Here is a 12,363-nt window from a genome sequence, read left to right on the forward strand (position 1 = left end):
CTCCTTTCTAGTGTGGGGTAGAGGCAGGGGGGTCTTGTACCAAGCGTTGGGGAAAATGCTCAGTTAAGAATTGTTAAGCTTAAGTAGTGAGAATCATTATCAGTTGTGTTGGCGCTGGAGTAAATGCTCAAGATGGTTTTTTATTGCTTTATGGGGACGGCGGGGGGCTCTAGCACAAAGGAATGGATCGTTTGTGTGGCGCAGGGCCGTTCTGGTGGGTAGCCCTTGTGCGGGTTGTTCAGGTCCTGGTCGCCGGTGGCGGTGTGTTGCTGGTTGTAGCGCGGGTGAGTGAAGGTGTAGTCGCGCTGTACCTGGCGTGCGGTGCGCACTTGTTCGGTGTAGTGGAAGCGGGTCAGTGCCGGTTCCAGGCGGCGCTGGACTTCGGGTTTTCTGACTTCTCCCATTTCAGCCATGCGTTTCGCAAGGCATTCGGCATCGCGCCAAATACCCTCTTACGCCGGAATTGAGGGCGCTCCCGAAGAAGGCTACAGCGCCGGCCTCTCAATACGCCGCGGTATAAATCGCCAAGGCGTCCTCCTCAAGCACGTTGCGTGGGTTATTGACCTGCAACCGCTGCTGCTGGAAAGGGACCCTGGGGTTTTTTGAAGAGCTTTTCCTCGTCATCTTGTTGTTTTTTTACTATTATCGCCTAGCTGCACGCTCAAGGAAGAGAGGCTGAGCGCCTTGAGGCTGGTAGAAACTTTACACTTGATCATTGAATGAGCGCTTACCCAGAACGTAACGACTCAGCCAACTATAATTGCCTCTTTGGTGAAACCGATGAATAAAATTTGTGGCATCGTTGTATCGGTAGGACTCGCCCTCTCGGGATGCGCTACGAAAACTCCAGAAGAACCTAGCGTGACTCCAGCTCCCGTCGTCGTCCATCAAGCACCCGCTGAAGTCGCCCCTGCGGCACCCGCGAATCCGTCTGAGGGATATACGGTGCGATATGAATCTGACGCCCCAGTTCCTGTCTCGACGCATGCCGGCCAGCCAAAACCAGAGGCAAACTCGAACACATACAGCGCTGAGCAATGCCGCAAAGAGCTGGATGTTTTAAAGGTTTACAACAAAGCGTCTTACAACAAGTACGAGGCGGAATACCAGGTCATTGCCAGCAAAACGGGTAAATACATGGAAGTTAAAGACTCAATAAGCCCTGATATTAACGAGATGGTGATGCCGGCTTATCAATTTCAAATTCGCGAGTTTTGCTTCCGAGTTAAGAGCCGTCTGACTGAGCTTGTGATTCGCCAAGCCAGACAATGATTCCTCTTCAGGGCGCGTCTTGCGCCGGTTAAGGAAACGTTGAAAACGATGGTCTGCGAAGCAGCCTGAAGCCAGGTTCCCGAAAAAGACGCTGCGGCGTCTTTTGTCGTTTCAACAGCTTCATCTGCCACGACCTGATGGCCATCCTCAGCACCCTCGAAAAGCGCAAAGCCTTCACCGTGGCCGAAAAATGTCGCCCCCGGTTCAACCAGCACCCCACCTGCGATCTCGACGTTGTCGCGCCGCCCAAATCGCCCTGATTGGAGTATCTACGCTCCATCGTCATATATGTGTGGAGTGCCAGCGCTCCATTTTGGGTTGAGATGGCACATTGCCAGGATTAATCTTCCGTCATCGCACTACGGAAGATTCAACATGGACAGCCATACACCTGACGCCTGCGCAAAGTCCTTGGGGCAGTATTTTGGCGAGAACCTGTGCGCCGCTCTGGCTATTGGCGGCAGACAGCGTGAGAGCGGCGCACCAGGTCCTGTTACGGCAACCTGCATGCACCGTGAAACGGGTATTGCTCGCAGCACCCTGAGGGCATTGACGTCGACTCGAACAGAGCTCGACCCCAACCCCGACCTGCACACACTCAATCGTATTGCGCACGCCTTGGGCGTACCTCCGGCTTTCCTGTTGATGAGGCCTCAAGACTGGCTTGCATTGGGCCAAGCCGTTGGCGACAGCGCCGATTATCTGGCTGCTGCGGTGAAGCTGCAAAGTGAAGGGAAGCTCGATCAAGGCAACCCGGTCGAGAAAGTGCTGCGTGAGTGCAAGGTGCATCCTGACGCCCGCCCCATCGGGGTGGGGGCGTCACCAGAGGTCAGCCGGGTCAATGCCAGAGATGAATGGCGGCGGCGTAGTTGCCTGAAGCTTGATGCACTGATGTTGCGTCACGTGCGCTCCGCTCAGCCTCGCGCTTGGCTGGCAGCCATTGCCGGCGCATTGGTCAATCGCAGTACACCGCATAACCCAACTATCACCGACTGAAGCGCTGATCACTTAAGGAAGCAACGTATGTCAATGATTCAAGACCCAGATCTTGCTGAAGTGCTGATGAGCGCGAGCGCGGATGATATTGGGCTGCTGATCGATGTCATTACCGACAATGGCAAAGGCCGCATTTCATTGTCGTCGACGGTCTGCCGTCAGCTGACTTCGGCACGGGAATGCGCGATCACGGATTTTGAGCGGGGCCTGGTGGCAGAGGAGCTCATGCGGTTTGGCGGCAACTCGCTGATGAATGTGTTTCGCGGTGGCAGCGGCGTGCCCTACAAGGAGCTGTTGGGTGATGTGGCTTCGCATATCGGTGTGGGCAAAAGCGGCCTGGGCGACTGCGCGAAGATGGAGATGGCCATTATCACAAAGGTCGTCGAGCAGTCCGTTGGGCGTATGAGCGATGAAGACAAAGCTACTTTCTTCGAGTCTGTCGGCGCGAGCTATCGGCCAGGAATGGGGCCGGGCGCCTTGGCCAGTCTGATTACCAGCCTGAGTGCATCTGGCCTGACGTCTTACCGTCTTGCCGCAATAGTGGCCAGCGCAACCATGAGCAGCCTGGTTGGGCGGGGGGTCATGTTGGCCGGTAGCGCCGGTCTGGGTCGAGGCTTGGCTGTGCTTGCGGGGCCCGTCGGTTGGGCGATCACGGGTCTATGGACAGCATTCGATCTCGCCAGCCCGGCCTATCGCGTCACCGTGCCATGTGTGATCCAGATCGGCCACATGCGGCAAAAGATGTTGTTGTCCAGGGCGTGCTCTGCGTGCGGTACCCCTGTCGACGCATCCAGCCGATTCTGTGGGCATTGCGGCACAAAAACTGGTGCTACGGGCGATTGACGAACTGCGGCATGGCCAAGTGAATTGAAGGAATAATCATGTACACCAATGAGCATGCGGCCCGCTTGGTCGCCCTGAACCAGAAAGTAAGTTCGATCAGCCTGGACATTCAGAACAGTAGCCTCGACATGCAGTGGTTTGCTGCATTCGATGCCGAGCACGTCAGCGCCGAAGTGACCCGTTGCAATAGGGTTACCCTCAGCATCAAACAGCGGCTCAACTTGCTGACTGCACAGATACAAGCAAGCAGCCAGCTCAAAATTGTACGCATGGGGACTGCGGGTGGGTTTCTCGCCAATCTGTGGCGGTCCAGTGAGCAGAAGGTGGCGCAACATCAGGTCGCCGAACTGGACAAGCGTCTTGCGATTCTTACGCGGTCCCGGAGTGAAGCACACGCTGAATTAACCCGCCATGAACCTGAAGAACAGCGGTTGTCGGCGGATTTGCGTCGCTATCGTACATTTAATCCGCTGGAGGCTCAGGCAACGATCGTTGGGTGCAATGAAGAACTCATCCATCTTCAGCAACTGATCGAAGACACCCGCAACGCCAGTGAACGTTGGGATGCAATGGCGGGAGAGGTTTCCCGTGAGTGGCAGCTCCAGCAACGTCAACTCGCGAAGATCGAGAACGACATTGGCACCGCGCAAGATTTTGAACAGGCGCTTTCCAGTGCTCAAAGCTCACGAGAGAAGGCGCAGATACACAAAGCGTGCGCGCTCCATTTCGATAACAGCAAGCCAGGCCTTGTGCTGAGTGAACTGACCAAGAAGCGGCGCAAGCTAGAGCGCGATGTGCTGAAGCTTGAGGAGCGCTTGCAGGATATCGCACGGCTTCTGGACCGACACGTCGACGCGCTGGTCCTGGATGGTAACAACCTCTGCTACTCACCCACGGAAAACGGCCAGTCCAGGTTTGTTGGCCTGGCTGTGTTGAACGCGCTGGTACCGCACCTGTGCCAAACCTACAAGGTAACGCTGATTTTCGACCCAGGGATTCGCAGCCGTCTGTCGATGAATGATGCCGGGCTGCGCGCACTGTTCCCTGAGGCTACCGTGCTCGTCATGCGCAGCGGAGCGAAAGCGGACGAGGGCATCCTTGCGGCGGCAGAGTTCGATCAGGGTATCTACATCGTCAGCAATGACCGGTTTGCAGACTATCCGGAAAAGCTCGCAGTCAAGGAGCGCCGGTTGCTGAGCCACATCATTCATCCGCATTCGGTACAGATCCAGCAATTGCAGATCAACATTCCCTACTGACTGCGGATCGCCAGCGTCCCGGCCTGGGCTTGAACACCGACCGCCCAGGTCGAGATTAAAAATAGAGGCGCCTGCCCATCGAGTGGCCGGCCAATAGGGCAATGAATATGGAACTTCACGGGCACCTGCTGTACATCGACATCACCCAGATTTGCGGTATCGGCTGCGCATTCTGTATGTACGCCGACAAACACAAGACAGGCATGAGCATGGAACTGTCGACGCTGGCGCGCGAGAACCTTGCTGCGCTGATCAACGCGCCTTCGGTAAAGCGGATTTCCATCAGCGGGGAGGGCGAGCCGCTCAACAATGCCAAGGTATTCCATGAAATCCTTGGTTTGTCGAATGGGGGGCGGCGCTTCGAGTTCATTACCAGTGGGTTTTTCCCGCACGAAAAAATGGCCTCGTTCTACGAGGAGACGGACCGCATCGTTGCCGCCAACGGTGACGTCTGCAATATCCGTCTAAGTGCCGACAGCCACCATATCGAGAAGGTGAAATGGCGCGCGCATGGCTTCAGCCTGGACTACCTGAAGCATCGTCAACCATCGGCGTTGAGTTTTTCATTCCGCTCGATCGACACCGACCGGCATTTCACCCGCGAGTACCTTGTGGAGGAAGCCAAGCGTTGGGGGCTCGACGCCGACATTGTTCCCCTGGGGCCACTTGAAGATGTGCTGGTCGTGGACGGTCAGCGCTTTGGCATCGACTACAAAAACCTGGTGCATCCCGACGCTGACACTGCGCACAAATACCTGGACATGCACGGGTACATCGAGGCCATCGAAGCCAAGATCAACAAGCGCTTTACCTTTGGCAGCCTGAACAAACCACCGCAAGCCAACGGCATGGACCTCACGGTAAAGCCCAACGGCGACCTGTACCTTTACGGCATCGAAAATCAGCGGCTGGGCAATATCCATTTTGATCGAGTGCGTTGGGAACACCTGGCCACCCATATCCGCGAAACACCATTGGCTCGGGCGCTGTATACCCAACCGCTGACTGACCTGCTGGCCCGCTGTGACGACACGGCGCTTGTGCAGTCGATCCTCGTCAAGGCCAACAATCCTTACTGGCTGGTCAAAGAGTTGGCCAATCACGAGGGCCTGCTTGAGCAGATGGTGTCCGCATGATCGACTCCCACAGCCATACCTTCTATTCAAAACATGCGATTGGCACGGTTGATGAATTGGTTCGTGCGTCGATCAAGGCGGGTGTGAAGATCTTGACCATCACCGATCACGCCCCGTTTGCGGTGGACGCCAACAACCGGCTGCTGGTGTGCGAGCTCGACCGTTACTTTGCCGATATCGAGCGTGCGCAGAAGGCGTACCAAGGTGAAATCACGATCCTGCGCGGTTTGGAGTTCGACTATATGCCGAACTCCGACACCTACAACCGTGCGCTGCTGGCCCAGTATGAGTTGGACTTTGTCATCGGCTCTATCCACTACGTCGAAGTGCCCGGTGAGCCGATGGTGAAGGTGTGGGAGCTGCCACGCCTGGCTGCGCAGGCTTTTTTGGATCGTTATTTCGCCGACCTGCAAGCCTTGTTGGAAAGCGGTCTCTTCGACGCTGTCGGGCATGCCGACACGCTGTTGCGGGGCGTCGACGCAGACGTTGTCCAGCGCCGCTTCGAACCTTTGTTGCCGCTGTTCGCGCGTAATGGTGTCGCTTATGAACTGAATGCTTCCGGCATTCGCAAATCGAGTCTGGACGCTGGGTCGGGGCGTGAGGTGCACGGGGTCTGGAGCTACCCGTCCCTTAGCCTGTTACCCCAATTGATCGAGCACCAGGCGACCTTTACCGTCGGTTCTGATACGCACGACCCGCGAGATGCCGGCGCGGGGATTGGGGAAATGCTCGCAACCCTGAAGCCGCTGGGCTTGCAGACGATCAGCTATTACGAACGTCGTCGCAGAATCGATGTACCTGTGAATACGCTGCTCTGCAGTGTGCCTGCTACCGATGGATTGACCTGACCGTGAACATGCCAATGACCGAAACACCGCGCTCGAGCGCCTGGAGCGAAATCGCAAAGGCGCCCGTAGACACCCAATTGAACGCGTTTGAACAGGCTCGGGTACAGATCCGCCACGAGGATGTAAAGCTGGGGTTGCGTGCATTCGCCGCCGACCTGCTGTCGCGCGATCTGATCAGCATGGCGCAATACGTTTCGGTATTCGGTGGCCATGCCTTGAACTGCTTGACGCCCAATGGCTCAGGTTCGTTCAGCAACATGGCCACCGGTGCCGACGCTTCGGCACTGGTGGCGATCTACAGCCGGGCCAAATACGGGAGCATTCGAGATATTCAGCACCTGGCCAGGCTGGTTATCGAATATTTGTGCACGCGGTTGGACCAACCGGAGTCTCATTGGGCACGGCTGTTTCAGACGGCCAAGGCCTGTGGCGACCATGTGGTGATGATGACCACCGGTTGGCGCAACGTGCCGTCTACGGCAAATGTTCTCTACGAGATCGTGGTCAGCGAGATCAACGTCAAGCTGGCGCACATGAGCTTGCCCACCATCATTAATGTCAAACTGCCGAGGATCGCTGCGCCCTGTGAGAATTACGCCAGCCTGAGCACTGAAGAGCGCGAACGCGTCAATCTGGTTCAGGACCATGTGATTCCCGCCGAGAACTTCTACCGCTGGAGCGGGGTGCATGTGATCTTTGGCGACGACGTGTTGGTCACCGGTTCGACTGCAGACAAAGTGTTGTACGAGTCCATGCTCAGCGGCGCGAAGTCGTTCCAGGCGCTGTACCCCGTGGCGATCGATCCGCAAGTAGCGCTGGTCGATGCCTCGGTGGAGGAGCGCTTGAACAAGGTGGTGATCAAAAATCGCCTCGACGACACCCTTGCGGCCCTGTTGTCCGAGCCGAACTACCAACCAATCCTGCGAACGCTGCGCCTGGTGTTTTGCCAGAGCAACCGAGGGGAGTTGGCCGCATTCCTGCCACGCGTCCCCTTACAAAACTGGCTGCACCTGTACAAGGCAGCGTTGGGCAATGAATTTCTCGGGCAACCTGAGTGTGCGCCGTCGTTGGCAACGCTCAAGCGCTATCTGACTGACGCCGGTTTGCTGCAGCCCAACGGCATGGCGGTCTGGCAGTGAGTGGCGGCGAAGCGGGGGGTATCCGCTATGTGAGCTATTGGGAAACCGCCCGTGGGCGTTCGATGCCGCCCTATGTTGCGTTGGCGCTTGTGTCGATCCAGCGGGCGCTCGGTGACAGATTTTTACTGCTCACGCCCCGTACGGTTGCAGGCTTCATTGACCCGAGCATCCTTGGCAAGCGCTGGGGGTTTGAGCCGCTGTCGTTCGACCTGGCGGAAGGTGTCGAGGCCATCATTGCCAAAAGCGATCTCATACGGATGGCGTTCGTTCATCAGCATGGCGGCGCTTGGGTGGACGCCGACAGCATTTTTTTCCGTGATCCAACGAGCGCGTTGTTTCCGACAGGGCTGACCCGCAAGCTGCACTGGTACAGCGAGTGCATCTTCGCGTCCAGGGCGGGCAATACGTTGCTGGCTCAAGCGCTGGAGGCAGGCCTGGATGGTGGTGTACATGCCTGGGGTAATCCAGGTGGAATAAAAGAGTTAGTGCAGCGTGAGCCCGACGAGTTGGTGCTGATTGCGCCGAGCGTTGTCGACCCCGGCTATCAGCCGCGCTACAACTTCGGCAGTTGTGATGTGATGCGTCGATGCGACGTGGCGGTGGCTGATTTTCTATTGGCTGATATCGCGATGATCAAGCTCTACAACACGTACTTCAGCCGTACGACCCACCATATTGAGTCCGTTGCAGACTTTCTCGCAGGGGGCACCTTGATGGCCAAGCTATTCCTGCATATCGAGCCCGACCTGACGTATTGGATTGCCCAGGCTTCTCGACTGATCGAGCGTTGCGAGCAATGACGCGTTATTTCAAGTCGGTGCCACAGCGTCTGCACGAAGACCCTGGCTGATCAGGGGCGGTTGGCGGGCGAGGGTGGCGACGCCGAGCCCCGACACGATTTGTGCCTGGCGTGTAATGAGCGTGTCGGGTTCTGAATCGGTGGACAATAGCCCGTCCAGGCCGGCGAGGACCTCTTCGACGGCGAACGCGTTCATGTTCTTCTGGCCCGTGCGGCGGTACTGCTGCACGTCTTGATGGCTGTAGATCACTCTGGTTTTGCTTGAGAGCGGCGGCAACCAGGGATTGGGCTCGTCCCCCATCGAGGGGTAGATGGCAACCAGCCGAGTGTCCAGGCCAACCGCCATGTGTACGATCGCGGTGTCGACGCTGATCACGGCCTCTGCGCAATGTATATAGCCTGCGGCGTCCGTGGGCGTGTTGAGGTCTTTCAACGCTTGGACATTGCGCCTGGCGACAGCGGCCTCCACGTGTTGTGCGTCTGTTCGCGAATCGGGGCTGCACAGGATTGCGACAGACTTCTGCGGGTAGGCATCGGCTACGGCCTGCAACAGCGCGACGGCCTTATCGAACGACAGGCTTTTATCCGGGCGGCTTGCATAGCTGTTGACCAGTATCTGTGGCGCATCGGATGCCCCGGGAAAATGCCCAGGAAGCGGGACGATGTACTTGCGCTCAACCGCCTTTGCACCCAGGTCACGCAACACCCGTTCAAAGCGTTCAGGCACGCTGAGACCCGCCGTCGCGGCCCCCAGCTTTCGGTTGACACAGCGTAAGCCGTCATCCAGGGAATACACCCGTGAAGGCCGCAGCCAATGCACAAACATAATCTCTGCGGGTTGGATCCTGCCGACCAAGTGCACAACAACATCCACCGGGCCGAGTTGAGCCGCAATGTCGCGCAGTTGCGTAAAACCGGGGTTCGCATCGGTGACGATAACCCGGTCCACGCCGAATGCTTCTAAATGCAGCGGCGCGAGTTGCGCGACCGTCAACACCGTGACGTGCGCGTTCAACTGTCGGGCTTCACGAAAGAAGAAGGACGAGACGATCGAGTCACCCAGTTTGGCATCCCATCTGGGCACCACGATGTGCAAGCGGCCGCTCGATGCAGCCGTTGTCGGACGCCGGTCTGCCCACAGACGAATCAGCCAGCGCGCGATTGATTTTCGGAGTGTTTGCAGGACTGACATGCGCGATTATCTGATGCCACAGGTCGGCGATGGTAGTGAGGGAGGCGCTGCAATAGCAAGCTCGCTCTGGCCTGGGCACCACGCAGGATATCTGGGGTGGGTGCTTGGATTCCCAGGCCCACCCCCTCAAAGCTGCTCCAGACCCCTCTCGTTCAATGTCGATATCGAGCACCCTCGTGCCGCAATGAGGCTATTTTCGCGCAAGGCATGCCGCGTACTGTGACCCGTCATTAAGAAATGATGATCGCCTGACCCTCCAGTCAGTACGTCTTAACGTCGATCACAGAGAATAAAAACAACGATGAATAGCCTGAGTACCAAGGATTCCAACGGCCAACTGGCGCAAGGCTTCAAGCCGCGCCATGTCACCATGCTCTCGATTGCCGGCATCATCGGCGCGGGGTTGTTTGTCGGCTCGGGCCACGCGATTGCGGCCGCAGGCCCGGCCGTGATGCTGGCCTACCTGTTTTCCGGCTTGCTGGTGGTGCTGGTCATGCGCATGCTGGGGGAAATGGCGGTGGCCAACCCGGACACCGGCTCCTTCTCGACCTATGCCGATCAAGCCATCGGCCGCTGGGCGGGGTTCACCATCGGCTGGTTGTATTGGTGGTTCTGGGTGCTGGTGATTCCCATCGAGGCCCTCGCCGCCGGGCACATCCTCAACCAGTGGTTTCCCCAGATCGACGCTTGGCTGTTTGCCTTGTTGTCGATCTTTTTGTTGGTGATCACCAATTTGTTCAGCGTCTCCAAATACGGCGAGTTCGAGTTCTGGTTTGCTATGGCCAAGGTCATCGCGATCATCGGTTTTATCGGCCTGGGCGGCGCGGTACTGATGGGCTGGATTCCCGAGCGCGAGGCCAGTGGCCTTGGGCGCCTGATGGAAGAACATGGTGGCTTCGCGCCTAACGGCTTGTCGGCGGTCGTCGGCGCCTTCATCACCATCATGTTCAGTTTCATCGGCACTGAAGCCGTCACCATTGCCGCTGCCGAGTCCAGTCACCCAGCGCAGAATATCGCCCGGGCGACCCGTTCGGTGATGTGGCGCATCGGGGTGTTCTACGTACTGTCGATCTTCGTGGTGATTTCCGTGGTGCCTTGGAATGACCCGCTGCTGGCATCGGTCGGCTCTTATCAGCGCGCGTTGGAGCTGATGAACATACCCCATGCCAAGTTATTGGTGGACGTGGTGGTGTTGATCGCCGTGGCCAGTTGCATGAACTCATCCATCTACATTGCGTCGCGCATGCTCTATTCCCTGGGCAAGCGCGGCGATGCGCCAACCCTGATGAAAAAGACCTCGGCGGCGAGCGTGCCCAGGGCCGCCGTGATCGCCAGTACGGTACTCGGGGCTGGCGTGACCTTGCTCAGTTACTTCATGCCGGCCGGGTTGTTTCAGTTTCTGCTGGCCAGCTCAGGCGCCATCGCCTTGCTGGTGTACCTGGTGATCGCCGTTTCACAACTGCGCATGCGCAAGATCCTGCAACGTCGCAGCGCCGAGCTGACGTTCAAGATGTGGCTGTTTCCCTGGCTGACGTGGGTGGTCATCGTGTTTATCTGCGCCGCCTTGGCGGTTATGCTGCTGACCCCCGAGCATCGCCTTGAGGTGTCGTCGACGATTGTCTTGGCGCTGTTGATTTCCCTGATTGGCGTCATCACGGCACGCCAGCCCGGCCCCGTGCAAGACCCGCTCCCTGTCGCCTCGCGTCCATGAAGGTGCGGCCTGTTACCCATGTGGTGTTTGTGCTGCTGGATCAGTTCACCCTGATCTCATTGGCATCGGCGGTTGAGCCGCTGCGCATGGCCAACCAGCTGTCGGGCCAGGAACTCTATCGTTGGCACACCGCCAGCTGCGACGGTAACCCCGTATGGGCCAGCGATGGCATGCCCATCACGCCCGACGGTTCGATCGGCACTGTGCCCTGCGCCGATATTGTGTTCGTGTGCGGCGGCACGGGTATCCAAAGCACCGTCACCCGCGAGCTGGTGAAATGGCTGCGCACCCAGGCGCGTTACTCCAAGCGCCTGGGCGGCATTTGTACCGGCAGTTGGGTATTGGCGCGGGCGGGGTTGCTCGACGGATTTGAATGCAGTGTGCACTGGGAATGGCTGGCAGCCATGCAGGAAGCCTTTCCTCGGGTGAGCCTCAGTTCCAGCTTGTTCACCCTTGACCGGGACCGCCTCACCAGCTCCGGCGGCACCGCGCCAATGGACATGATGTTGCACTTGATTGGCCGTGATCATGGGCACGAGTTGTCAGCGGCCATCTCCGACATGTTTGTGTACGAGCGTATGCGCAACCAGCAAGACCATCAGCGCGTGCCGCTCAAGCATATGCTGGGCACTCAACAACCCAAGTTGCAGGAAGTCGTTGCGTTGATGGAGGCCAATCTGGAAGAGCCGATCAACCTGGACCAGTTGGCGGAGTATGTGGCCCTGTCGCGCCGTCAGCTGGAGCGAATGTTCCAAAAGTATTTGCACTGCTCCCCGTCGCGCTACTACCTCAGGTTGCGGCTGATTCGTGCGCGCCAGTTGCTCAAGCAAACCCCCATCTCCATCGTGGAACTGGCCGTCCTCTGCGGCTTTGTGTCCACGCCGCACTTCTCCAAATGCTACCGGGAGTATTTTGGCGTGCCTCCCAGCGACGAGCGTCTGGTGACGGACAGCGAACGGACGCTCGCGCCCAAGCTGATGATTCACGCCGTGCCGACGCCGATGCCGATGAGCGCTTTGGACCAGGCGCGCGGCGAGTCGACGTTTGCCAGTATCAAGAACCTCAAGTCCTGAGCGCTGTGGTGACGTCTGCGAACAAGGCTTGTTCCATGCTCGCAAGCAGTTCGGTATCAACCCGTCGACGCTCAAGAATGGCGGGAGGAGTTAGT

Annotated in this window: 11 protein-coding genes and 1 pseudogene; 11 read left to right on the forward strand and 1 reads right to left on the reverse strand. The window is 58.1% G+C overall.

Features of this window, described 5'->3' with window-relative positions; all coding sequences use genetic code 11:
* Nucleotides 1-341: 341 nt before the first annotated feature.
* The 9 genes and pseudogenes from PspS35_RS30280 to PspS35_RS11375 all read left to right on the forward strand — a co-directional run.
* Nucleotides 342-467: pseudogene (locus PspS35_RS30280) on the forward strand (helix-turn-helix domain-containing protein); the annotation flags it as partial.
* Nucleotides 468-780: 313 nt separating this feature from the next.
* On the forward strand, nt 781-1,272 hold the full coding sequence (locus PspS35_RS30285) for a hypothetical protein (protein WP_238786033.1): 492 nt from the start codon (nt 781-783) through the stop codon (nt 1,270-1,272).
* A gap of 375 nt (nt 1,273-1,647) precedes the next feature.
* Nucleotides 1,648-2,268: a helix-turn-helix transcriptional regulator gene (locus tag PspS35_RS11345; protein WP_159934451.1), complete on the forward strand. Its 621-nt coding sequence runs from the start codon at nt 1,648-1,650 to the stop codon at nt 2,266-2,268.
* 27 nt (nt 2,269-2,295) lie between these two features.
* A complete protein-coding gene (locus tag PspS35_RS11350; protein ID WP_159934453.1) occupies nt 2,296-3,111 on the forward strand; it encodes a zinc ribbon domain-containing protein in 816 nt (271 codons plus the stop codon).
* 38 nt (nt 3,112-3,149) lie between these two features.
* Nucleotides 3,150-4,370 (forward strand): hypothetical protein, encoded by a 1,221-nt coding sequence (locus tag PspS35_RS11355; RefSeq protein WP_159934455.1) that lies wholly within the window; start codon nt 3,150-3,152, stop codon nt 4,368-4,370.
* Nucleotides 4,371-4,477: 107 nt separating this feature from the next.
* The gene (locus PspS35_RS11360; protein WP_159938029.1) at nt 4,478-5,506 is read left to right on the forward strand and encodes a radical SAM protein; all 1,029 of its coding nucleotides are present in this window, start codon (nt 4,478-4,480) and stop codon (nt 5,504-5,506) included.
* Entirely contained in the window at nt 5,503-6,354 is an 852-nt protein-coding gene (locus tag PspS35_RS11365) for a histidinol-phosphatase (protein WP_159934457.1), read from the forward strand. Before PspS35_RS11360 ends, PspS35_RS11365 begins: the two co-directional genes overlap by 4 nt.
* 8 nt (nt 6,355-6,362) lie before the next feature.
* Nucleotides 6,363-7,493, forward strand: a complete 1,131-nt coding sequence (locus PspS35_RS11370) for a hypothetical protein (RefSeq protein ID WP_159938030.1) — start codon at nt 6,363-6,365, stop codon at nt 7,491-7,493.
* Nucleotides 7,490-8,293 carry a hypothetical protein gene (locus PspS35_RS11375; RefSeq protein WP_159934459.1) on the forward strand — a complete coding sequence of 268 codons (804 nt, stop codon included), beginning with the start codon at nt 7,490-7,492 and terminating at the stop codon, nt 8,291-8,293. Before PspS35_RS11370 ends, PspS35_RS11375 begins: the two co-directional genes overlap by 4 nt.
* Before the next feature lie 9 nt (nt 8,294-8,302).
* On the opposite strand, the gene PspS35_RS11380 is transcribed toward PspS35_RS11375, so the two are convergent.
* Complete coding sequence (locus PspS35_RS11380) at nt 8,303-9,484, reverse strand: glycosyltransferase family 9 protein (protein ID WP_159934461.1); 1,182 nt, start codon at nt 9,482-9,484, stop codon at nt 8,303-8,305.
* Nucleotides 9,485-9,785: 301 nt separating this feature from the next.
* Between PspS35_RS11380 and gabP the strand changes: the two genes are divergently transcribed.
* A complete protein-coding gene (gene gabP / locus PspS35_RS11385) occupies nt 9,786-11,195 on the forward strand; it encodes a GABA permease (RefSeq protein ID WP_159934463.1) in 1,410 nt (469 codons plus the stop codon).
* Complete coding sequence (locus PspS35_RS11390; protein ID WP_159934465.1) at nt 11,192-12,268, forward strand: GlxA family transcriptional regulator; 1,077 nt, start codon at nt 11,192-11,194, stop codon at nt 12,266-12,268. The genes gabP and PspS35_RS11390 overlap by 4 nt, the downstream gene beginning before the upstream one ends.
* Nucleotides 12,269-12,363 lie beyond the last annotated feature (95 nt).

Source organism: Pseudomonas sp. S35 (assembly GCF_009866765.1).
Taxonomy (GTDB): domain Bacteria; phylum Pseudomonadota; class Gammaproteobacteria; order Pseudomonadales; family Pseudomonadaceae; genus Aquipseudomonas.

What these genes read in the sequence shown, in the direction of transcription:
- PspS35_RS11345 (WP_159934451.1), top strand. Translation starts at nt 1,648, where the DNA reads ATGGACAGCCATACACCTGACGCCTGCGCAAAGTCCTTGGGGCAGTAT.
- PspS35_RS11380 (WP_159934461.1), bottom strand. Translation starts at nt 9,484, where the DNA reads ATGTCAGTCCTGCAAACACTCCGAAAATCAATCGCGCGCTGGCTGATT.
- gabP (WP_159934463.1), top strand. Translation starts at nt 9,786, where the DNA reads ATGAATAGCCTGAGTACCAAGGATTCCAACGGCCAACTGGCGCAAGGC.
- PspS35_RS11370 (WP_159938030.1), top strand. Translation starts at nt 6,363, where the DNA reads ATGCCAATGACCGAAACACCGCGCTCGAGCGCCTGGAGCGAAATCGCA.
- PspS35_RS11350 (WP_159934453.1), top strand. Translation starts at nt 2,296, where the DNA reads ATGTCAATGATTCAAGACCCAGATCTTGCTGAAGTGCTGATGAGCGCG.
- PspS35_RS11360 (WP_159938029.1), top strand. Translation starts at nt 4,478, where the DNA reads ATGGAACTTCACGGGCACCTGCTGTACATCGACATCACCCAGATTTGC.
- PspS35_RS30285 (WP_238786033.1), top strand. Translation starts at nt 781, where the DNA reads ATGAATAAAATTTGTGGCATCGTTGTATCGGTAGGACTCGCCCTCTCG.
- PspS35_RS11390 (WP_159934465.1), top strand. Translation starts at nt 11,192, where the DNA reads ATGAAGGTGCGGCCTGTTACCCATGTGGTGTTTGTGCTGCTGGATCAG.
- PspS35_RS11365 (WP_159934457.1), top strand. Translation starts at nt 5,503, where the DNA reads ATGATCGACTCCCACAGCCATACCTTCTATTCAAAACATGCGATTGGC.
- PspS35_RS11355 (WP_159934455.1), top strand. Translation starts at nt 3,150, where the DNA reads ATGTACACCAATGAGCATGCGGCCCGCTTGGTCGCCCTGAACCAGAAA.